Below are 21,559 nucleotides of genomic sequence, written 5' to 3' on the forward strand. Positions count from 1 at the left end.
CCATGGCGAACCCCGAAGAACTGCGCAAGCAAGACCAGAAGCTGCCGAAGGGGCAGAGGAGGTACCCGCAGTCCCGCGTGACGCAGGCGCTGTGGGTGATGATCGCCCTGGTCGTCGTCGCGGGCCTGGCCAGCCTGCTCTAGCTGGGCGCCTGGCCCTCGGCCTGTCCGGGGCGGCGCGAGGCCTGCGCGACGCGCCGGAACAGCTCCGTGCCGGGAAGGTCGTCGATGAGGACGACGCTGCCGGTGGCGTCGCCAAGCGGGATGCACCAGTTGGAGTACTGCGCCGAGTTCGTGCCCGGCTGGTTCTGGATGCGCGTGTCGCCCACCATGTCCACCAGGTTGGTGCAGGTCAGCGCCGAGGGCGTGCCAGCAATGAAGCGGGTCAGGCCGACGAGGAGGTCGTCGACCTGCTCCGGGGTGAACTCCACGGGGGTCTCGGCGTCGAGCACCATCGCCTCGGTGAAGTTCGTCCCCGCCAGCGAGGTGCCCTCGAAGGCCCCGGCGGCGCGGGCGGCGTCGAGCACGGCGGCGTGCCACGCCGCGTCGGAAGAGTTGAGCTCCTCCAGGGATTCCTCCACCAGGCCGAGATCAACGCGCAGCTTGTTGTGGGCGCCGTTGAGGTAGCCGGCCGTCGGGGGCAGGTCGTGGGTGCCCACCGAGGACACCGCCAGGTGGCGGTACTGGTTCTGCGGCAGCGGCACCCCGCCGGGCGGGGCGGACTCGAACCAGATGACGCTGGTGCCCAGCACCCCCTTGTCGCGCAGGGCGTCCTGCACCCCCGGCTCGAAGGTGCCCATGTCCTCGCCCACGACGACGGCGCCGGCGCGCTGCGCCTCCAGGGCGAGGACGCCGAGCATCGCCTCGTGGTCGTAGTTCATGTACGCGCCCTCGACGGGGGAACCGGTGCGGGGGATCCAGAACAGCCGGAACAGGCCCAGGATGTGGTCCACCCGCACCCCGCCGGAGTGGCGCAGGACGGTGCGCAGCAGGTCGCGCCACGGCCCGTAGCCGGACTCGGCCAGGGCGTGGGGGTTCCACGGCGGCTGGGACCAGTCCTGGCCCTGCTGGGTGAACTGGTCCGGCGGGGCGCCCACGGAGGCGTCGGCGACGAGGACGTCGCGAAGCGTGGAGGCGTCAGCCCCGCCCGGGTGGACGCCCACGGCGAGGTCGGTGACGATGCCGATGCGCATGCCCGCCGCCAGCGCCCGCTCCTGGGCAACGCGCCGCTGCTCGTCCGCGATGAACTGCAGCCACATGTAGAAGCGGGTCAGCTCGGTGAGGTCCTCCTCCTCGGCCTTGCGGTCGTGGCGGCCCGAGGCCGCGCCCTGCCCGGCCTCCGCCGCGCGCTCGGCGCACCAGCGGCCGAAGTCGCGCAGGCCCTCGCCCTCGTCGGCGATGAAGGTCTCGAAGTAGCCGCGTCGGGTGTCGTCGGCCTCCGCGATGTAGAACAACTCGCGCAGCACGTCGAGCTTGACCTTGTAGATGAGGTTGCGGTTCAGCGGCTCCGGGTCGCGGTTGGCGGCCTTGAGCGGGCCGGCGATCTCGGCTATTTCGCCCTTCACCTCGCTGCCGAGGGCTGCCCACTCCGGCACCTGCTCCACCGCGATGTAGAGGGGGTTGACGAAGCGCCGCGAGCTCGGCAGGTAGGGCGAGTCCTCGATAGGCGGGACCGGCTCGGCGGCGTGGACCGGGTTGATCAGCAGGTAGTCGGCGCCCTCGGCGGCGACCGTCTCGGCCAGCAATGCCAGGTCGGCGAAGTCGCCGATGCCCCAGGAGTGGGTGGAGCGCGCGGAGTAGAGCTGGGCCATCACGCCCCAGGCGGGCTCGCGGATGAACTCCTGGTTCGTCTCCAGGGTGTTCGGCACGACGATGAGCGTGCAGGTCTCCTCGAGGTCGTCGGATTCGAGGTGCAGCGTGTGCCAGCCGAGCGGCAGGTCGCCGGGGACGTGGAAGGTGGCCTCGCCCCAGGCCACCCCGTCGACGGTGGCGGGCGGCGCCCAGTTCTCGTCTTGGTAGGCGTCGCGCGGGGTGCCGTCCTCGAGGGTGATCCACACGTGGGCGGGGTGGCCGTCGTGGACGTGGACGTTGAAGTGCTTCTCCTGGCCCTCCACGGCGACGACGCAGGGCGGCAGCGGGGAGGTGGCCCACTGCTCACGGCGCCGGGTGAGGTAGAAGTCGAGCTCCTCGTCGGTGGGCTCGTCGCCGAGCGGCAGGCCGAGCGCCTGCAGAAGCTTGAGGTAGGAGGAGTGCGGCGGCTCCGTCAGCAGCCCGTTCGAGGCCCGGTAGCTCAGGCCGAAGCCGTAGGAGGTGGCCAGGGTTTTCAGCAGTTCCGCGTTCGTCACAAGAGGCCATTGTGCCAAAGATGGCGGCAAGCGGCCCGCCGCCGGGAAAGTGAGAGTAACGTACACCACATGGTTTCCGAGATCTACACCACACCGGCGGAGTTCACCCTGACCGAGAAGGACACCTGCGTGTCCCAGCTGATCCAGCTGTGCACCGAGAACCCCCACCTCGTGCTCTTCTCCCGACCCCAGAACTACTACTGGGTCAACGTCAGCGCCGGGGAGTTCCTCCAGGAGGTCTACGCGGTGGCCCGCGGCCTGGTGGCCAACGGACTCGAGGTCGGCGACCGCGTCGCGCTTCTGTCCAACACGCGCTACGAGTGGCAGCTCGCGGACTTCGCCATCTGGGTCGCCGGCGGCGTCACCGTGCCCGTCTACCCGTCGAGCTCGCCGCACCAGATCCAGTGGATCCTCGAGAACTCGGGCGCGGAGCTCGCGATCGTGGAGAACGTGGACAACACCAAGGACATGTCGAACTTCCTGCTGCAGGAGGACGGCACCCCGCGCCTGGCCGGCTCGACCTCGCGCCTGCGCAAGATCTACGAGATCAACTCCGGGGGGCTGACCAAGCTGCGCGGCGAGGGCAAGAACACGGAGCAGTCGCTTGTCGACGCCCGCGCGGCCGCCCTCACCCACGACAACCTCGCCTCGATCGTCTACACCTCGGGCACCACCGGCCGCCCCAAGGGTGTCGAGTTGACCCACGGCAACTGGGTTTACGAGACCCGCGCCCTGGCCACCAACCCGATCGGCGAGGTGGCCCGCCCCGGCAAGCGCGTGGTGACCTTCCTGCCGCTGGCGCACGTTCTGCAGCGCGCGGTGGCCATCGCGCTGACCACCCACGGCGCCACCCAGACGCACTGGCCGGACGCCTCGACCATCGCGGTGGAGCTGCAGCGCGCCCAGCCGAACATGGTGCTCGGCGTGCCGCGCGTGTTCGAGAAGGTGCGCAACGCGGCGTACAACAAGGCGGCGGACGGCTCGGCCGTCGGCAAGCGTGTGTTCCTCGAGGCGGAGAAGGCCGCGATCGAGTACTCGAAGGCGATGGACACCGACAAGGGCCCCTCGCGCGCCCAGAAGGCGGCGCACCGCGTCTTCGACCGCCTCGTCTACCGCAAGCTGAAGGACGCCATCGGCGGCGGCGTGGAATACGGCATCACCGGCGGTTCCGCGATGAGCCCCGAGCTCAGCCACTTCTTCCGCGGCATGGGCATCCCCATCTACGAGGGCTACGGGTTGACCGAGACGACCGCCGCAGCCTGCGTGAACAACAAGGTGGAGCAGCGCATCGGCACCGTCGGGCGCCCGGTGGACTCCTACGAGGTGCGCATCAACGACGACGGCGAGATCGAGTTCCGCGGCCCCGGCGTCTTCCGCGCCTACTGGAACAACCCGGAGGCCACCGAGCAAACCCTGCGCGACGGCTGGTTCAACACCGGCGACCTGGGCGAGGTGGACAGCGAGGGCTACGTGCGGATCACGGGGCGCAAGAAGGACCTCATCGTCACCGCCGGTGGCAAGAACGTCTCGCCCGGCCCGCTGGAGGAGATCATCCGCCAGGACCCGCTGGTGTCCAACGCGCTCGTCGTCGGCGACGGTAAGCCCTTCATCGGCCTGCTGGTCACCCTCGACGCCGACGAGCTGGAGCGGTGGAAGACCCAGCGCAACATCCCCGAGTCGACCTCGCTGAAGGAGATGTCGCAGAACCCGCAGCTGCGCGCCGAGATCCAGGACGCGATCAACGTGGCGAACGCGACGGTGAGCCACGCGGAGGCGATCAAGAAGTTCCGCATCCTCGACCGCGACCTGAGCGAGCAGGACGACGAGATGACCCCGACGCTCAAGGTCAAGCGCAACGTCGTGTTCCAGCGCTTCGCGGAGGATATCGACGCGCTGTATCTGCGCTAGGGTCTGCCCCGGGGAGGTTCCTTCCCGGGGGCCGCGGGGCCGCTTCGGCGCGCCGCGCGCCCCGGGCGGGCCACGTGCCCTAACATCTTTCCCAGTTTCCCGGCGTGTTCCCAGACGCCGGTCAGATTTCCGTAAAGGGGGCTTGACGTGCACAAAACCGCGGCGTTGCTGCGCCACCGTGAGCTCACCCAGGAGATCTACAACATCGGCGACGAGGTCGCGGAGTACATCGAGCACATCGCGGAGGCGATCGCCGACTACGACGGCGAGCTCACCGACGACTGCCTGGCCGAGTTCGCCGAGATCGTCGACGACGCCCGCCAGGACGCGCGCCGCGTCGTCGGCGAGCTGATCGGGCTGCGCCAGGCGCTGACCACGGGGATGCGCGCCGGCGCCCTGTCCGCCAGCGCCAGCCCCGAGGAGAAGGTCCCGGAACCCGACGTCCTCGACGGCGCCAGCCTGGAGGACATCTACCCCCTCAAGGCCCCCTTCTCGGTGCGCACTATGCACGACGCGCTGACGGGGCGCACCGACCTGGCGGTCCAGCACCTCACCGAGGTCGTCGACTTCACCCTCGAGCAGACGGACATGGTGGCCCGCGAGCTCGGCGCCGTGAGCCTGCCGCACCTCTACGCGCGCGTCGGCGAGCTCGTCGAGGCCGCCGTGGAGGGCTGGATGGAGACGGTGTGCGTCGACCACCCGGCGTTCACCCGCACGATGCGCGGGTCGAACCCGCCCGCCTTCCTGGCGGAGCGGGCGCGTATCGACGCCATCGTGGCGAAGGTCGCGGCGAAGCGCTCGCGCCGCGGGGCTTAAGGTCCGCCGAGAGGGCGTTTGTCGTAGCGGGTCGCCAGGCCTCGCGGGTGCCAAAGTTTGTTTTCAGGCCGCTTCGGGGGAGCGTTTGCCCAGGTGGGGCGGCGAGCTCGTGAAAGTTTGGCACTGGGGCCCCAAATTCAATCGGCGGGGCGGGGCGACAGGCCTCCCCAGTGACAGATTTGGGCCTCGCGCCGCCAATGTTGTCACTTCGCCCTGGTAGGGCGGCGAGCTTCCGAAACTCTGGCACTGCCCGGTGTCAAAGTTTGCCTTTTGGCCGCTGCGGGGGAGCGTTTGCCCAGTTGGGGCGGTGGGCTCGGGAAAGTTTGGCACTGGCCGGTGCCAAAGTTTGCGTTTGGGACGGAGTGGGGAAGCGTTTGCCCAGGTGGGGCAGCGGGTTCGGAAAAGATTGGCACTGGGTCCGTGAACCTCAATCGGCGGGGCGGGCCGCGGGCATTCCCAGTGACAGATTTGGGCCTCGCGCCGCCAATGTTGTCACTTTGCCCAGGTGGGGCAGAGAGCGCCCGAAACTTTGGCACTGCCTGGTGCCAAAGTTTGCCTTTGGGCCGCCGCGGGGGAGCGTTTGCCCAGGTCGGGCCGCGAGCCCCCAAAAATGTGGCACCGGGTCCCAAAGGTCCCCCGGCGGGGCGCACACCAAACATCCCCTAGGATCCTCGGGTATGGCATTCGGCGTCTACATCCACGTCCCGTTCTGCGCGACGCGCTGCGGCTACTGCGACTTCAACACCTACACGCCCAGCGAGACAACGAGCTCCTACGACGCCTACCTGGCCTCGCTCGAGCGTGAGCTGGAGCTGGCCCACACCCGACCGGCGGACACGGTGTTCATCGGCGGCGGCACGCCCTCGCTGCTCGGGGCGGAGGGCCTCGGCCGGGTCCTGGACATGGTGCGCGAGCACGTTGGGCTCAACCCGGGCGCGGAGGTGACCACGGAGTCCAACCCCGAGTCCACCAGCCCGGCCTACTTCGATGGCCTGCTCGAGGCCGGGTTCACCCGGGTCTCGCTGGGCATGCAGTCGGCATCGACGCCGGTGCTGCGGGTGCTGGACCGCCGGCACACCCCGGGCCGCGCCGTGGCCGCCGCGAAGGAGGCCCTGGCCGCGGGCTTTGAGCACGTCAACCTGGACATGATCTACGGCACCCCCACCGAGACGGACGACGACGTCCGCGCCACCCTCGACGCCATCCTCGCCGCGGGCGTCGACCACGTCTCGGCCTACTCGCTCATCGTGGAGGACGGGACGGCCATGGCCCGCAAGATCCGCCGCGGGGAGCTGCCCGCCCCCAGCGAGGACGCCTACGCGGACCGCTACGAGCTGATCGCCGACACCCTCGAGGGCGCCGGCTACGACTGGTACGAGGTGTCCAACTGGGCGAAGACCGGCGGGGAGTGCCGCCACAACCTTCTCTACTGGACGGGCGGGCAGTGGTGGGGCGCGGGCCCCGGCGCCCACGGCTTCGTCGACGGGGAGCGCTTCGTCAACGTCAAGCGCCCCGAGCGCTACAACGACATGCTCGCCGCCGGGGAGCTGCCGGTCGCCGGGCGGGAGGAGATCGGGGCGGAGGAGCGCCACTTCGAGGACATCATGCTGGGCCTGCGCCTGCGTCGCGGTGTGCCGCGCGAGTGGATTGCCCCGGGGGCGTGGGGGGTCGTCGACAAGCATGCGCGTGCGGGGCTGCTCACGGTGGGGGAGCGGGTGGCGGTGACCGACCGCGGGAGGCTGCTCGCGGACGGGATCATCACCGATATTCTCGCGGCCGAGTAGCCGCGGGTAGGATTGTCTGGCAGTCGAGGAAGGAGAGTGCCAGATGAGTGCAGCGGACGAGCGCAGGCAGGCCGTGCTGCGCGCCATCGTCGCAGACTACATCGCCCTGCACGAACCCGTCGGCTCGAAGGCGCTGGTCGAGCGCCACGCCATCCCCGTCAGCTCCGCCACAATCCGCAACGACATGGCGGTGCTGGAGAAGCAGGGCTTCATCGCGCAGCCCCACTCGAGCTCGGGCAGGGTCCCCACGGAGAAAGGCTACCGCGCCTTCGTGGACGCGCTTCACGACGTCAAACCCCTGTCCACCCCCGAGCGCCACGCGATCCTGGACTTCCTCGAAAACGGCGTGAACCTCGAGGACGTGCTGCGCCGCTCCGTGCAGCTGCTGGCCCGGGTGACCAACCAGGCGGCGGTGGTGCAGCTGCCCACCCTCGACGTGACCCGCGTGAAGCACTGCGAGGTGGTGGCGCTGGCCCCCACCCGGCTTTTGCTCGTGCTCATCACGGATTCCGGCCGGGTGGACCAGCGCAACGTGGAACTCGCCGCCGCCCTCGGCGAGGAGGAGGTGCACCTGCTGCGCGACACCCTCAACGCGGTGCTGGTGGGCAAGACGATGGCGGACGCCTCATCCTCGCTCGCCACCCTGGCCTCGGCGGCGCCGCCGGTGATCGCGGAGGCGGTGGAGCGGGCGACCGCGGTGCTCATCGACACGCTCGTAGACACCCCCTCGGACCGCCTGCTCATCGCGGGGGCGGCGAACCTGACGCAGGCCGCGGGGATCTCCGGCGACCTGCAGGACGTGATCAGCGCACTGGAGGAGCAGGTGGTGGTGCTCAAGCTGCTGGCCAACGCGCAGGAGCTCGAGCGGGTCTCCGTGCGCATCGGCCGGGAGAACGAGGACGAGGAATTTTCCCGCGCCTCGATTGTTACTACAGCGTACGGCTCCGGCGGCGCGGCGCTCGGCGGGCTGGGAGTGGTGGGTCCGACCTACATGGACTACCCCGGTACGATTCAGAAGGTTGCCACCGTCGCGCGCTACATCAGCCGCGTGCTGAGGGGCGAATAGAAGACTTACTGCGAAAGGTTTGAAACGAACAGTGGCTCGTGACTACTACGGCATCCTCGGCGTCGACCGCGAGGCAACCGAGCAGGAGATTAAGAAGGCCTACCGCAAGCTGGCCCGCAAGTACCACCCGGACGTGAACCCCTCCGAGGAGGCCGCGGAGAAGTTCGCGGAGATCTCCCTGGCCCAGGAGGTCCTCCTCGACCCGTCGAAGCGGCGCATCGTCGACCGCGGCGGCGACCCGATGGAGCAGGGCGGCGGCGCCGGCGCCCAGGGAGGCTTCGGCGGTTTCGGAGACATCTTCGAGGCCTTCTTCGGCGGCGCCGGCGGGGCGGGCCGCGAGCCGCGCTCGCGCGTGCAGCCGGGCAACGACGCCCTCCTGCGCACCGCGATTACCTTGGAGGAGGCCTTCGCCGGGGTGAAGAAGGAGGTCACGGTGGACACCGCCGTGCTGTGCGACAAGTGCCAGGGCACCGGCTCCGAGTCCCAGTCCGCGCCGGTGACCTGCGACCACTGCCGCGGCACCGGCTCCGTCCAGGAGGTGCAGCAGTCCTTCCTGGGCAACGTGATGACCACCCGCGACTGCCCCAAGTGCCGCGGCTTCGGCGAGATCATCCAGGACCCCTGCCGCCAGTGCGCCGGCGACGGCCGGGTGCGCGCCACGCGCGACCTCACCGTGAACATCCCGGCGGGCATCTCCTCCGGCATGCGCATCCGCATGGCGGGCCAGGGCGAGGTGGGCCACGGCGGCGGCCCGGCGGGCGACCTCTACGTGGAGGTGCAGACCGAACCCCACCCCGTCTTCGTGCGCGAGGGCGACGACCTGCACCTGCGCGTCACCGTCCCGATGTACGACGCAGCGCTGGGCACCTCCCTGCAGGTGGACAACCTGGCGGGCGGGCAGACCGAGGTGGAGATCCCCGCCGGCACGCAGCCCGACGAGCGCATCGTCTTCGCCGGCGAGGGCATGCCCCGCCTGCGCGCCCAGGGAGCGGGAGACATGATCGCCCACGTCCGCGTGGCCGTGCCCACCGAGCTGAGCCGCGAGGAGCGCGAGCGCCTCGAGGCGCTGCGCGACGGCCACGCCGGATCGCCCGCCGTAGACTCCGAGCACGCCGGCCGGGACGAGAACTTCTTCTCCCGCGTGCGCGACCGCTTCCGCCGATGAGCCTGCCGTACTTCTACAGCCCCGACCCCGCCTCGGGCCGCCTTGACGGGGCGGAGGGGCGCCACGCCGTCACCGTCAAGCGCATCACGCCGGGCGAGACCGTGGTGCTCACCGACGGCCGCGGCACCGCCGCCACCGTCTGCGTCAGCGACGTCCGCGGCAAGGACACACTCACGGGCGAGGTGCTCGACGTGGAGACGGTGCCGGCCCCGAGCCCGCGCGTGACCGTCGTGCAGGCGATCCCGAAGGGCGAGCGCGCCGAGTTGGCCGTGGACCTCGCCGTGCAGGGCGGGGCGGACGCCATCGTGCCCTGGATCTCCCACCGCACCGTCTCCCGTTGGCCCGCCGCGAAGCAGGCCAAGCAGGTGGAGAAGTGGCGCGCCGCGGCGCTGGCGGCGGCGAAGCAGTCGCGCCGGGCCTGGGTGCCCGAGGTCTCCGAGCCCGTCACCACCAACCAGCTGCCCGCGCTGCTGCAGGGCAGGCAGGTGCTCGTCCTCCACGAGGACGCGGCGGTGTCGCTGCGCACCGTGGAGTTCGCCCCGGAGGTGGCCCTGGTGGTCGGCCCGGAGGGCGGAATCGGCCCCGAGGAGCTGGAGCTCATCGGCGGCACCGCCGTGCGGCTCGGGCCCGAGGTGCTGCGCACCGCCACGGCCGCCCTCTCGGCTCTCAGCGCCATCGGCGCGCTGACGCAGCGCTGGTAGGGTGAGGGATCATGGAAGAACTGCTGACGCGCAAGGTCGACCTCGATTCGGCCTACGCCCAAGCCGTCCTCGGCATCAACGATGACAACCTGCGCGTTCTCAACCAGCAGCTCGGCGCCCAGCTGCACGCCCGCGGCACGAGGGTGACCATTCGCGGCGAGGCGGCGGCCGTCGCCCACGCGACCCGCGTGCTCGATGAGCTGGAGTCGATGGCGCGCCGCGGGGTGCCCATCGGGCCGGACACGGTGGTGCACGCCACCCGCATCATGGAGACGGAGGCGCCCGAGTCCGTCGCCGAGATCCTCGGCGCGGAGATCGTGGCGCGCCGCGGCAAGGTGATCCGCCCGAAGACCGCCGGCCAGCGCCGCTACGTCGACGCGATCGACGAGAACACCATCACCTTCGGCATCGGCCCGGCCGGCTCGGGCAAGACCTACCTCGCGGTGGCGAAGGCGGTGCAGGCGCTGCAGGCCAAGGAGGTCAAGCGGATCATCCTCACCCGCCCGGCAGTGGAGGCGGGGGAGAAGCTGGGCTTCCTCCCGGGCACCCTGAACGACAAGATCGACCCCTACCTGCGCCCGCTTTACGACGCCCTGCGCGACATGCTGGACCCCGAGATGATCCCCAAGCTCATGGATGCGGGGATCATCGAGGTTGCCCCGCTGGCCTACATGCGCGGCCGCACCCTCAACGACGCCTTCGTCATCCTCGACGAGGCGCAGAACACCACCGGCAGCCAGATGAAGATGTTCCTCACCCGCCTGGGCTTCGGCTCGAAGATGGTGGTCACCGGCGACATCTCCCAGGTCGACCTGCCCAGCGGCACCGTCTCCGGGCTGCGCGTGGCCCGGCGCATCCTCGGCGCCATCGAGGGCATCCACTTCGAGGAGCTGCGGGCGGAGGACGTCGTCAGGCACCACCTGATTTCCTCGATCGTGGCGGCGTACGACAAGTACGACGCGCAGAACGCCGCCCGCTACGAACGCAAGCAGAAGGAGCGCGAGGAAGGCGTGTACGAATGAGCATCGAGATCCTGAACGAGTCCGGCGAGGCCGACGTCAACGAGGAGATGCTTGTCGACGTCTGCTCCTTCGCCCTGACGGCCATGGACGTCCACCCCGACACCGAGGCCACCATCACCCTCGTGGACGAGCCGACGATGGCCGACCTGCACGTGCGATGGATGGACCTGGAGGGCCCGACCGACGTGATGAGCTTCCCCATGGACGAGCTCACCCCGGGCGGCGGACGCCCCGACGCCTCGACGCTGGGCGCGGCGATGCTGGGCGACATCATCCTCTGCCCGGCCTTCGACCTGAAGCAGGCCGAGATGGCGGGCCACGACCTCGGCCACGAGCTGGCGCTGCTCACGGTGCACGGCGTGCTGCACCTTCTCGGCTACGACCACATCGCCCCCGACGACGAGCGGGAGATGTTCGCGCTACAGAACGAGATCCTCGCCGACTGGTACGACGACCTCGCCGCCCGCGGCGTGGAGTACCAGCCGAAGCCGGCGGGAGCGCACGCCTTCCCCTCGGCGGCCGACCGCGAGGAGTTGGACCGCAAGATGAGGGAACAGAGCTAAGTGGAGTTCACTTTCACCTACGCGGCGGTTGCCGTGCTGGCCCTGCTGGCCTCCGGCCTGCTCGGCTCCGTGGAGTCCGCCCTCGCCCCGATCTCGCGGGCGCGGGTGGAGTCGATGGTCAAGGACGAGGTGGCGGGCGCCAGGGCGCTGCTGCGCGTGGTCGAGCACCGGGCGAGCCACATCAACATGCTGGTCATGCTGGTCACCGTCCTCGACGTGACGGCGGCCGTGTTCGCCTCGATGCTGTTCATGGACCTGATGGCCTCCGAGGCGTGGGCGATCACGGTGGCGATCGTCGCGGTGACGCTGGCGCAGTTCAGCATCATCGGCGTCTTCGCCCGCACGGCGGGCCGGCGCAACCCCTACTCGATCTCGCTGCGCGCCGCGCAGTGGCTGGTGGTGTTCAACCGGGTCTTCGGGCCGGTAGCCAAGCTGCTGATCTGGGTGGGCAACATCTTCCACCCGGGCCGCGACTTCCGCGACGGGCCCTACTCCACCGAGGTGGAGCTGCGCGAGATGGTCGACATCGCCCAGGAGCAGGGCGTGGTGGAGTCCACCGAGCACCGGATGATCCAGAACATCTTCGACCTGGCGGAGACCTACGCCCGCCAGGTGATGGTGCCGCGGCCGGAGATGATCTGGATCGAGGGGGAGAAGACGGTGCGCCAGACGGTGCGCCTCATGGTGCGCTCGGGCCACTCCCGCGTGCCGGTGATCGGGGAGAGCGTCGACGAGATCGTCGGCGTGGCCTACCTGAAGGACATGTTCGCCGAGTCCGGCGACACGATTGACCCGGCCGCCCCGATTGAGAGCGTCATGCGCGAGCCGCTGTTCATCCCGGACTCTAAGCCGCTCGACGTGCTGCTGCAGGAGATGCAGCGGATCAACACGCACATCGCCATCCTCATCGACGAGTACGGCAACGTCGCCGGCCTGCTCACCATGGAGGACCTGCTGGAGGAGATCGTCGGCGAGATCACCGACGAGTACGACGAGGACGAGGAGGCCCCCATCGAGGCGGCCGGCCGGCGCCTCTACCGGGCGCAGGGGCGCCTGCCCCTGGACGACCTGGTGGACCACCTCTACGACGACATCGGTTACGAGCTGGAGTTCGACGAGGAGGTCACGGATTCCGTGGACACCGTCGCGGGCCTGCTGTCCTACGAGCTCGGCCGCGTCCCGCTGCCCGGCTCGACCGTGCAGGTCTCCGGGCTGCGCTTCACCGCGGAGGGCGGACGCGACCGCCGGGGCCGCGTGAAGGTGCGCACGGTCCTCGTGGAGCTGCCGGACGTGGTGGACGAGTACCAGGCCGAGAATTAGACGGCCTAGTCCGCCCGGTGCGGACCGAATGGGTGCACAATAGGAACCTATGAACATTCTCTCGATCCAGTCAGCCGTTGCCTATGGCCACGTGGGGAACTCCGCCGCCGTCTTCCCGCTGCAGCGCATCGGCCACGAGGTATGGCCGGTCTACACGGTGAACTTCTCCAACCACACCGGCTACGGCCAGTGGAAGGGCCCGCTCATCCCGGCCTCCGACGTCGCCTCCGTCATCGACGGCATCGACGAGCGCGGGGCTCTCGCCAAGGTGGACGCGGTGCTCTCCGGCTACCAGGGCGGCGACGACATCGCGGACGTCATCATCGACGCCGTGGCGCGCGTGAAGGCGCAGAACCCCAACGCCGTCTACGCCTGTGACCCGGTGATGGGCAACGCCAAGTCGGGCTGCCACGTCTCCGACAACATCCCGCCCCTGTTGCGCGACAAGGTCGTGCCGGTGGCGGACATCATCACCCCCAACCAGTTCGAGCTGGGCTACCTCACGGGCCTGGAGGCCAACGACCTCGCCTCCACCCTGAACGCCATAGAGGCGGCCAAGGAGATCGGGCCGAAGACCGTGCTGGTCACCTCGGTGGAGCGCCCGGAGGCCGACACCGAGAACAGCATCGAGATGATCGTCTCGGACGCGAAGGGCACCTGGATCGTGCAGACCCCGCGCCTGCCGTTCAAGCGCAACGGCTCGGGCGACGTGGCGGCGGCGCTGTTCACCGGCCACTACGTGCGCAGCGGCGACGCGGCGGACGCCCTGGCGCGCACCGCGTCGTCGGTGTTCGGGCTGCTCGAGATGACGTATCAGGCCGACGCGCCCGAGCTGCTGCTGGTGGAGGCGCAGGACGCCTACGCCAACCCGAAGCTGCAGTTCGAGGTCAAGGCGCTCTAAGCGGGGCGCGCACCCGTTCGACGGTGCACGCCCGTGTCGGTGGAGGAAGTAGACTCACATCCATGATGTTCACCGACACCCCCGAAGGTTTCCGCAGCGGCTTCGTCAGCTTCGTCGGCCGGCCCAACACGGGCAAGTCCACGCTGACCAACGCACTGGTGGGGGAGAAGATCGCCATCATGGCGGACCAGCCGGAGACGACGCGCCACCCGATCCGCGGCATCGTCAACCGTGACGACGCCCAGCTCATCCTCGTGGACACCCCGGGCATCCACCGCCCGCGCACGCTGCTGGGCGAGCGCCTCAACGACGTTGTCAGGGACACGTTCCAGGACGTCGACCTGATCGGCCTGACCGTGCCCGCCGACGAGAAGATCGGCCCCGGCGACCGCTTCATCCTCGAGCAGATCCGCGAGACGAAGCCGGGCACGCCGATCGTTGGCATCGTGACCAAGCTGGACAAGGCGAGTAAGGACCAGGTCGGCGAGCGCCTCCTCGAGCTCCACGAGCTCCTCGGCCCCGACAGCGAGGTCGTGCCCGTCTCCGCCACGGAGCGGGTCCAGCTCGACACGCTTCTCGACGTCCTCACGGCCCATCTTCCCGAGGGCCCGCGCTTCTACCCGGAGGGCCACACCACGGACGAGGACACCGAAACCCGCATCGCGGAGCTGATCCGGGAGGAGGCCCTGCGGGGCCTGCGCGACGAGCTGCCCCACTCCGTGGCCGTGCAGATCGACGAGATGTACCCGGACCCGGAGCGCGAAGACCGCACCATGATCTACGCGGTGATGTACCTGGAGCGCCCCGGCCAGAAGCGCATCATCGAGGGCCCCGGCGGGCGTCGCCTGAGCGGCATCGTGCACCGCTCGCGCCAACAGATCATGGAGCTGCTCGGCCACAACGTCTTCCTCGACCTGCGCATCAAGGTGCTGAAGAACTGGCAGCAGGACCCGAAGCACCTCGGCCGGCTGGGCTTCTAGGACAGGCCGGTGCCCAGGAGACCCAGTTTCCGCGACCGCGCCTTCGTAGTGCGCACCTACGACTTCGGCGAGGCCGACCGCGTGGTCGTGCTGCTCACGCGCGGCCACGGGGTGGTCCGCTCGGTGGCAAAGGGGGTGCGCAAGGCGAAGTCACGCTTCGGCTCGCGGGTGCAGCCTTTCGTGGAGCTCGATGTCCAGCTTTACCCGGGGGCGAACCTGGCAACCATCACCCAGGCGGACACGGTGGCGTACTACGGCGCCCGTATCATCGACGACTTCGACCGCTACGCCGCGGCCTGCGCCATCCTCGAGACGGCGGAGAATCTGAGCTACGCGGACCTGCCCGACGCGGCGCTTTTCGACGCCATCTCCGACGCCCTCCAGCAGCTCCAGATCGAGGACAACCCGACGCTCGTCCTGGATTCCTTCATCCTCCGGGCCACGGAGCAGTCGGGGTGGGGACTCTCGCTCTACAACTGCGCCAACTGCGGCCGGCCCGGCCCGCACTCGGTGTTCAGCCCGGCCCTGGGCGGGGCGGTGTGCAACAACTGCCGCCCGCCGGGCTCGATGGACGTCGACCCGGAGGTGCTGCACACGATGTGGCTGATCCAGAACGGCCACCCGGCCTCGGCGGAGCACGCGGAGAAAGTGCACCGCGCGACGGCGGCGCACCTGCAGTGGCACATCGAGTCGGGCGTGAAGAGTTTGAAGATCATGGAGCAGGCATAATAAAGAAATGATCGACATCAGCCCCGAATTCATCCCCCGCCACATCGCGCTCGTGATGGACGGCAACGGCCGGTGGGCAGCCGAGCGAGGCCTGAAGCGCACGGAGGGGCACAAGAAGGGCGAGGCGGTCCTCATGGACTGCGTCGACGCCTGCATCGAGATGGGCAGGGTCGAGTGGCTCTCGGCCTACGCCTTCTCCACGGAGAACTGGCGGCGCAGCGCGGACGAGGTGCGCTTCATCATGGGCTTCTCGCGCGACGTACTTCATCGCCAGCGCGAGGAGCTGCACGAGAAGAACGTCCGCATCGTCTGGGCGGGGCGCCGCCCGCGCCTGTGGCGCAGCGTGCTGCGCGAGCTGGAGAAGGCGGAGGAGCTGACGCAGGACAACACCGGCCTGACGCTGGCCATGTGCATCAACTACGGGGGCCGCGCCGAGATCGTCGACGGTGTGCGCGCGCTTGTCGACGCCACCCGGGCCGGCCACATCACCCCCGGCGACATCACCGAGGAGAGCTTCGCCCGCTGGCTCTACCGCCCCGACATGCCCGACGTGGACCTCTTCCTGCGCCCGAGCGGCGAGCAGCGTACGTCGAACTTCCTGCTCTGGCAGTCGGCCTACGCGGAGATGGTGTACCAGGACAAGCTGTTCCCGGACTTCACCAAGCAGGACATGTTCGACGCGGTGGAGGAGTACGCCAAGCGTGACCGCCGCTTCGGCGGGGCCGTGGAGAAGAACTAGTCCTTCGCGTGGCAGGCGCGGCAGACGCCGTAGACCTCGGCGTCGTGGCCGACGAGTTCGTAGCCGTAGCGCTGTGCGACGACCTGCGCCCACTTCTCCACGGGGCCGCCCTCGATCTCCTCGCTGCGCCCGCAGACGGTGCAGACGAGGTGGTGGTGGTGGGCGTCGGTGAGGCAGTGCCGGTAGAGGGTCTCGCCCTCGGCGTTGTGGAGCACGTCGACGGCGCCGACCTCGTTGAGCGACTGAAGGGTGCGGTACACGGTGGTCCGGCCGACCTTCTCGCCGCGCGCGCCGAGCTCGTCGTGGATGAACTTGGCGGAGATGAACTTGTCCACGTCCTGGAGGACCTTCACCACTGCCTCGCGCTGCCGGGTGTTGCGCACGCCCAACTTGGGCTGCTTCGGTCGGGTGGCTGGGTTTGCGGGCATAAACCCCTACCTTAGTCGCGCTTGGGTTTGGCGGTGGAGGGGCTCAGGCCCGGGTCGATGTCCGGGCGGAGGTGGCTGGGCGGGTCGATGATGGCGGCCGCGCCGCCGGTCGCGGGCGCCTTGCCGTCTTCTGGGGCGGAGGTGGGGCGTCGAGAAGCGAGGTCGATCACGTCGGGGGTGCCCGCGATGTGCATGAGGGAGGTGATGACCTCGGCGACGTCGCGCCTGGTGATGGTGTAGACAACCTCGCGCCCGCGCCGCGCCGAGGTGACCAGGTTCGCGCGCTTGAGCACGCGGAGGTGCTGGCTGATCAGCGGCTGCGACTTCCCCAGGCTGGAGACGAGCTCGTGGACGACGTGCTCGCCGGTGGAGAGGAGAAGGAGAATCCGCAGGCGGAGGGGTGAATCGAGGGCGCTGGCGACTCGTGCGGCGCGCTCAACGTCGCCTTGCGAGTAGCTGTCCATCTCTACGTCCTCCTCTGTGGGGGATTTTTCAAACACGTCACTTCTCAGAATAGGCCGAATGCGTACCCCGCGTTCTCATCAATATTATGCGTTCGTCCTATTTTGACGGAGCCTTGGTCGGCATAACAGTCCCCGCGAGCGCCCCCCGCGCCGCCCTTTGCTGCTCCTCAGAGCCTCCGTCCGGGCCTTCTCGGGGCCGTGTCCGGCAGACCGGCTACACTGAGTTGCAACGTTTTTGCGTCCGGTTCCATCCAGTTTTACTCAGTCAGGAGAAGAAGTGGCCTCCACTATCGATACCGTCGTCAACCTGTGCAAGCGCCGCGGCCTTGTCTACCCCGCAGGCGAGATTTACGGCGGTACCCGCTCCGCGTGGGACTACGGCCCGCTCGGCGTCGAGCTGAAGGAAAACATCAAGCGCCAGTGGTGGAAGCACATGGTGCAGGCGCGCCGCGACACCGTCGGCGTGGACACCTCCATCATCCTCCCGCGCCAGGTCTGGGTCGCCTCCGGCCACGTCGAGGTGTTCACCGACCCGCTGGTGGAGTCCCTGCACACCCACAAGCGCTACCGCGCCGACCACCTCATCGAGGCCTACGAGGAGAAGCACGGCCACCCACCGGTCAACGGCCTGGCCGACATCAACGACCCGGAGACGGGCCAGCCGGGCAAGTGGACCGAGCCGCGCGCCTTCTCCGGCCTGCTCAAGACGTTCCTCGGCCCCGTCGACGACGAGGAGGGCCTGCACTACCTGCGCCCGGAGACCGCCCAGGGCATCTTCGTCAACTTCAAGAACGTCATGACGTCGGCGCGCATGAAGCCACCGTTCGGCATCGCCAACATCGGCAAGTCCTTCCGCAACGAGATCACCCCGGGCAACTTCATCTTCCGCACCCGCGAGTTCGAGCAGATGGAGATGGAGTTCTTCGTCAAGCCGGGTGAGGACGAAGAGTGGCACCAGTACTGGATCGACAACCGCTACCAGTGGTACGTCGACCTGGGCATCAGCCCGGAGAACCTGCGCCTCTACGAGCACCCGCAGGAGAAGCTGTCGCACTACTCCAAGCGCACCGTCGACATCGAGTACGCCTACAACTTCCAGGGCTCGAAGTGGGGCGAGCTGGAGGGCATCGCCAACCGCACGGACTACGACCTCAAGACGCACGCCGAGGCCTCGGGCGAGGACCTGTCGTTCTTCGACCAGGAGAACAACGAGCGCTGGATCCCGTACTGCATCGAGCCGGCTGCCGGCCTGGGCCGCGCGATGATGGCCTTCCTCGTCGATGCCTACCACGAGGAGGAGGCCCCCAACGCGAAGGGTGGCACCGACACCCGCGTGGTGCTCAAGCTGGACCGCCGCCTCGCCCCGGTCAAGGTCGCTGTGCTGCCGCTGTCGAAGAAGCCGGAGCTGTCCGGCCCGGCCGAGGAGCTCGCCGCGCAGCTGTCGAAGCATTGGAACACCGACTACGACACCTCCGGCGCGATCGGGCGCCGCTACCGCCGCCAGGACGAGACGGGCACCCCGTTCTGCGTCACCTACGACTTCGACTCCCTCGAGGACGGCGCCGTCACCGTGCGCGAGCGCGACACGATGGAGCAGGAGCGCGTGAAGATCGACGAGCTCGAGACCTACCTGGCGGCCCGCCTCATCGGCGCGTAAAGGAGCCACGCATGCACTACGTCAGCTGGGACCGCAGCGACCGCGACAACCTCAAGCTCCTCGCGGAAGAGGGTCCGGAGGTGCTCGGGGTGTTCACCCACGAGCGCGCCACCCTCGACGGCGAGGAGTGGGACCTGGTCACCTCCCCGGAGTCGGGGGCGGTGGCCACGCGCGGAGGCGCCGAGATCGTCCGCGCCACGGGCTCGCTGAAGCGCGACAAGCGGATCCCCGTCGACGTGGAGGGCCGCGGTTACACGCTCGTGGCCGAGACCTCGAAGAACTGGATCGTCGACGACGCCGCCGGCGACAAGGTCGCCCAGTTCACCTCGGACCACAACGGGGTGCGCAAGGCGATTCTCGAGTTCGAGGGCGAGACCGACCTGCCCCGCACGGACATCGCGGCGCTGGCGTGGCTGTCGCGGGAGGTCCTCGAGACCAAGAAGATGATCAATTCCAACGCGCTGATCGCCTTCCTGGTCTTCCTGTCGGTGTTCGTGGTCGTCGTCTTCCTCATGCAGTGATGCGCTGGCAGGGCACTTCGCTTCTCGACGCCCCAACTCCCGCCGCCTTCACCGACGGCGCGCTGGAGTTCGGGGCGCAGCGCCTGCGCTTCGTTTCCGAGGACCCCGCCGACCTGCGCGCCGTCGCCCCCGACGGCGGGGCCTTCCGCCTGCGCAAGGCGGGGCTGACGGTGTCGCGCTACGTCGCCGACTGCGACGGCCGCACCTACCGGGTCAACCGCACCGGCGGCAAGCGCCGCGAGATCATCGACGCCTCCGGCGCCATCGCCGCGACGACGCGCGGCCTTCTCGACGGCTCCCTGGAGATCCGCCCGGCGGGGGAGCTCACGCTCGACCTGGCGTTCATCTCCTGGGCGCTGACGTACGTCGACGCCCCGGCGCGGCGCACGCTGCGCTAGAACATCCCGCCGCGGCCCTGCGGCCCGCCGCCGGAGAAGCCTCCGCCGCCGCCGAAACCCCCGCCTCCACCGAACCCTCCGCCGCCCCCGCCGAAGCCCCCGGAGAGGATGGAGCCCCAGATCACCGCGTTGGCCAGGTTGCCCGCGGTGGACTGGGCCTGCTGCTGGCGGTAGCGGTTGATGTCGTCGTTGGCCGCGCCGGCGGCGCGGCGCGCCGTCTCGGCGGCCTCGCGGGCGTAGCCGATCGCGCCGCGGGTGTCGGAGGTGCGCCGGTTGCGCGCCTCGTTGAACTGCCGCTTCGCCTCGGCCAGCAGGGTGCGGGCGTGGGAGCCGATGAGGCGCCCGCGTGAGTTGATCAGGTCCTCCGCGCTCTGGATCTGGGCGGCGGAGACGCGCAGCTGCTGGTCCAGGACCTGCAGCTGGCGGTTCTGGTCGGTGGCGGCGCCGCGGGCGCGGTCGATCTCGGCGTCGATGCGCGAGTCCAGGTCGGTCAGCTCTGTGTAGAGGGTGAGCGGGTCGGTCTCGGCGCGGTTGCCCACCGCGTCGAGGCTGCGGCGGGCCTCGGCGGAGATGGCGTCGAGGGCAGCGACGTCCACCTGGGCGCCCTGCTGGCGGGCGGTCTTGAGCTGCTCGATCTCGCGCAGCTCGTCCTCGATCTCGTTGATGAGCGCCGGGATGTTGGCCTGCGAGGTGCGGATGTTGTCCTCGGCGTGCTCGATCGCCGCGAGGTTCGTGTCGGAGACCTCGACGGCGTGCGAGGCGGACGCCAGCAGGTCCACCAGGGCGCCCTGGCGGCCGGCGGGCTGCGCGGCGACGGAGCGGGCCTCGCCGAGCAGCTTCTCCGCCTCGTCGAGGGAGGCGGAGGCGACGTCGACGTTGTCGGTCAGCGAGTGGAGCATGTCCTCGGAGTGGCGCTGGCGGAGGGCGTCGAGAAGCGCTTGCGCGGGCTCGAGGCGGGCGCGGATGTCCACCGTGCGGCGGGTGATCTTGTCCACCTCGGCGTCGGCGTTCATGAGCACGCCGCGCATCTCGTTGAACTCCTTGCTGCGGGAGTCGAGGGCCTGGTTGGCCTCGCCGCAGGAGGAGATGATGTCGATGAGCATGGCGCGCTTCTCCGGCTCGGTCTCCGGGATGGCGTCGTAGAGCTTCTGGTGGGTGGCGAAGGCGCGCTGCAGCGTCGAGGTGGCGGAGTTCATCGCGGAGGTGAAGGGGCGCACGCGGTCGGGGCCGAACTCGGCGGTCGCGGTGGCCAGCTCCTCCTTGCCCTGGCGGATGGACTCGTCGGCGCGCACGAGCGCCTCCTGGGCCAGCTGCTCGAGCGTGCCGGTGGGCAGGTTGGCCAGAGCGTCGGTGTCGCCGGGCGCGAGCGCCTTCGCGGACTCGAGCTGCTGCGCCTGCGTCTTCTTGGACTTGCGGCGGGTCGCCGCCCAGTAGCCGCCGCCGGCGAGCGCGGCCACGCCCACGCCGCCCGCGGCCCAGCCGAGGTCGGAGGAGCTCCCGCCGCCCCCGGACCCGGATCCGGCCGCGACGTTCACGGCGGCGATGGCGGCACCCGCCCAGTCCTCCTGGGTGAGCTTCTCGTACGCGGCGTCGTACATCCGGTCGATCTCGCCCTGCTTCCACATGGTCCCGCCGTCGACGGCGAAGGAGCGCTCGGTGGGGGAGATGGCCAGCACCGCGACGTTGGAGCCGGAGGCGTCGACCGCCTTCTGGGCCCACTGCTCGGCGCTGAAGCTGCCGAAGGAGTCGAGGTAGACCACCCGCACGGCGCGCTGCTGCTCGGACGCGACCTTCTGGATCGCCTGCTCGATCTCGGACTTCTCCGCGGCGGTGAGCACGCCCGCCTCGTCGGTCACGGGGGCGGTGAGGCGGCCCGGGGCGGTCGCCTGTACCGTGCCCTGAGCTAGGAGGGTGGGGGCGGCGAGCGCGGCGGGCGCGGCGGAGAGTCCGGCGCACCCGGCGAGGAGGGGCGCGGCGGCGAGGATGCGGAGGGAGCGCTTTTTCATGCTGACTAGGGTAGTCGCTTCCCGTGCGGCAGGCCGGGCCCATCTAC

General features: G+C 69.6%; 21 protein-coding genes. 17 read left to right on the forward strand and 4 right to left on the reverse strand.

The window, feature by feature from the left end; translation table 11 throughout:
* The first annotated feature begins 2 nt into the window (after positions 1 to 2).
* Entirely contained in the window at positions 3 to 143 is a 141-nt protein-coding gene (locus DYZ02_RS11435) for a hypothetical protein (protein WP_181896950.1), read from the forward strand.
* On the opposite strand, the gene malQ is transcribed toward DYZ02_RS11435, so the two are convergent.
* Positions 140 to 2,344: a 4-alpha-glucanotransferase gene (gene malQ / locus DYZ02_RS09715; protein ID WP_115686059.1), complete on the reverse strand. Its 2,205-nt coding sequence runs from the start codon at positions 2,342 to 2,344 to the stop codon at positions 140 to 142. The two genes, DYZ02_RS11435 and malQ, sit on opposite strands and share 4 nt — an antisense overlap.
* Before the next feature lie 69 nt (positions 2,345 to 2,413).
* Between malQ and DYZ02_RS09720 the strand changes: the two genes are divergently transcribed.
* From DYZ02_RS09720 to DYZ02_RS09780, 13 genes are all read left to right on the forward strand, one after another.
* The gene (locus tag DYZ02_RS09720; RefSeq protein WP_115686060.1) at positions 2,414 to 4,252 is read left to right on the forward strand and encodes an AMP-dependent synthetase/ligase; all 1,839 of its coding nucleotides are present in this window, start codon (positions 2,414 to 2,416) and stop codon (positions 4,250 to 4,252) included.
* Between the two features lie 147 nt (positions 4,253 to 4,399).
* Entirely contained in the window at positions 4,400 to 5,068 is a 669-nt protein-coding gene (locus DYZ02_RS09725) for a hypothetical protein (RefSeq protein ID WP_115686061.1), read from the forward strand.
* A gap of 677 nt (positions 5,069 to 5,745) precedes the next feature.
* On the forward strand, positions 5,746 to 6,852 hold the full coding sequence (gene hemW, locus DYZ02_RS09730; protein ID WP_115686062.1) for a radical SAM family heme chaperone HemW: 1,107 nt from the start codon (positions 5,746 to 5,748) through the stop codon (positions 6,850 to 6,852).
* Positions 6,853 to 6,895: 43 nt separating this feature from the next.
* Positions 6,896 to 7,918, forward strand: a complete 1,023-nt coding sequence (hrcA, locus tag DYZ02_RS09735; RefSeq protein ID WP_115686063.1) for a heat-inducible transcriptional repressor HrcA — start codon at positions 6,896 to 6,898, stop codon at positions 7,916 to 7,918.
* Positions 7,919 to 7,949: 31 nt separating this feature from the next.
* A complete protein-coding gene (gene dnaJ, locus DYZ02_RS09740) occupies positions 7,950 to 9,083 on the forward strand; it encodes a molecular chaperone DnaJ (RefSeq protein ID WP_115686064.1) in 1,134 nt (377 codons plus the stop codon).
* On the forward strand, positions 9,080 to 9,784 hold the full coding sequence (locus DYZ02_RS09745; RefSeq protein ID WP_115686065.1) for a 16S rRNA (uracil(1498)-N(3))-methyltransferase: 705 nt from the start codon (positions 9,080 to 9,082) through the stop codon (positions 9,782 to 9,784). Before dnaJ ends, DYZ02_RS09745 begins: the two co-directional genes overlap by 4 nt.
* Positions 9,785 to 9,795: 11 nt before the next feature.
* Positions 9,796 to 10,806, forward strand: coding sequence for a PhoH family protein (locus DYZ02_RS09750; protein WP_115686066.1), 1,011 nt, complete (start codon positions 9,796 to 9,798; stop codon positions 10,804 to 10,806).
* Positions 10,803 to 11,369, forward strand: a complete 567-nt coding sequence (gene ybeY, locus DYZ02_RS09755; RefSeq protein ID WP_115686067.1) for an rRNA maturation RNase YbeY — start codon at positions 10,803 to 10,805, stop codon at positions 11,367 to 11,369. The genes DYZ02_RS09750 and ybeY overlap by 4 nt, the downstream gene beginning before the upstream one ends.
* Entirely contained in the window at positions 11,370 to 12,689 is a 1,320-nt protein-coding gene (locus tag DYZ02_RS09760; protein ID WP_115686068.1) for a hemolysin family protein, read from the forward strand.
* 49 nt (positions 12,690 to 12,738) lie between these two features.
* Positions 12,739 to 13,590, forward strand: coding sequence for a pyridoxal kinase PdxY (gene pdxY / locus DYZ02_RS09765; protein ID WP_115686069.1), 852 nt, complete (start codon positions 12,739 to 12,741; stop codon positions 13,588 to 13,590).
* Positions 13,591 to 13,652: 62 nt separating this feature from the next.
* Positions 13,653 to 14,570: a GTPase Era gene (era, locus tag DYZ02_RS09770; RefSeq protein WP_115686070.1), complete on the forward strand. Its 918-nt coding sequence runs from the start codon at positions 13,653 to 13,655 to the stop codon at positions 14,568 to 14,570.
* A 9-nt stretch (positions 14,571 to 14,579) separates the two neighbouring features.
* Positions 14,580 to 15,299 (forward strand): DNA repair protein RecO, encoded by a 720-nt coding sequence (gene recO / locus DYZ02_RS09775; RefSeq protein WP_115686071.1) that lies wholly within the window; start codon positions 14,580 to 14,582, stop codon positions 15,297 to 15,299.
* Positions 15,300 to 15,306: 7 nt separating this feature from the next.
* Positions 15,307 to 16,038 carry an isoprenyl transferase gene (locus tag DYZ02_RS09780; RefSeq protein WP_115686072.1) on the forward strand — a complete coding sequence of 244 codons (732 nt, stop codon included), beginning with the start codon at positions 15,307 to 15,309 and terminating at the stop codon, positions 16,036 to 16,038.
* Here DYZ02_RS09780 and DYZ02_RS09785 read toward each other — a convergent pair.
* Both DYZ02_RS09785 and DYZ02_RS09790 read right to left on the reverse strand, forming a co-directional pair.
* On the reverse strand, positions 16,035 to 16,466 hold the full coding sequence (locus tag DYZ02_RS09785) for a Fur family transcriptional regulator (RefSeq protein WP_115686073.1): 432 nt from the start codon (positions 16,464 to 16,466) through the stop codon (positions 16,035 to 16,037). The two genes, DYZ02_RS09780 and DYZ02_RS09785, sit on opposite strands and share 4 nt — an antisense overlap.
* 11 nt (positions 16,467 to 16,477) lie before the next feature.
* Positions 16,478 to 16,966 (reverse strand): ArsR/SmtB family transcription factor, encoded by a 489-nt coding sequence (locus DYZ02_RS09790; protein ID WP_245945768.1) that lies wholly within the window; start codon positions 16,964 to 16,966, stop codon positions 16,478 to 16,480.
* A gap of 241 nt (positions 16,967 to 17,207) precedes the next feature.
* Between DYZ02_RS09790 and DYZ02_RS09795 the strand changes: the two genes are divergently transcribed.
* Genes DYZ02_RS09795 through DYZ02_RS09805 form a run of 3 tightly spaced genes read left to right on the forward strand, consistent with a single transcriptional unit; the run spans position 17,208 to position 19,506 of the window.
* Positions 17,208 to 18,587, forward strand: a complete 1,380-nt coding sequence (locus tag DYZ02_RS09795; protein WP_115686075.1) for a glycine--tRNA ligase — start codon at positions 17,208 to 17,210, stop codon at positions 18,585 to 18,587.
* Between the two features lie 11 nt (positions 18,588 to 18,598).
* Positions 18,599 to 19,108 (forward strand): hypothetical protein, encoded by a 510-nt coding sequence (locus DYZ02_RS09800; RefSeq protein WP_115686076.1) that lies wholly within the window; start codon positions 18,599 to 18,601, stop codon positions 19,106 to 19,108.
* A complete protein-coding gene (locus tag DYZ02_RS09805) occupies positions 19,108 to 19,506 on the forward strand; it encodes a hypothetical protein (protein WP_115686077.1) in 399 nt (132 codons plus the stop codon). Before DYZ02_RS09800 ends, DYZ02_RS09805 begins: the two co-directional genes overlap by 1 nt.
* Here the strand turns inward: DYZ02_RS09805 and DYZ02_RS09810 are convergent.
* Positions 19,503 to 21,512: a TPM domain-containing protein gene (locus DYZ02_RS09810; RefSeq protein ID WP_115686078.1), complete on the reverse strand. Its 2,010-nt coding sequence runs from the start codon at positions 21,510 to 21,512 to the stop codon at positions 19,503 to 19,505. The genes DYZ02_RS09805 and DYZ02_RS09810 overlap by 4 nt on opposite strands.
* Positions 21,513 to 21,559: the final 47 nt, after the last annotated feature.

Origin of the sequence: Corynebacterium senegalense (assembly GCF_900411315.1) — a bacterium.
GTDB classification, from domain to species: domain Bacteria; phylum Actinomycetota; class Actinomycetes; order Mycobacteriales; family Mycobacteriaceae; genus Corynebacterium; species Corynebacterium senegalense.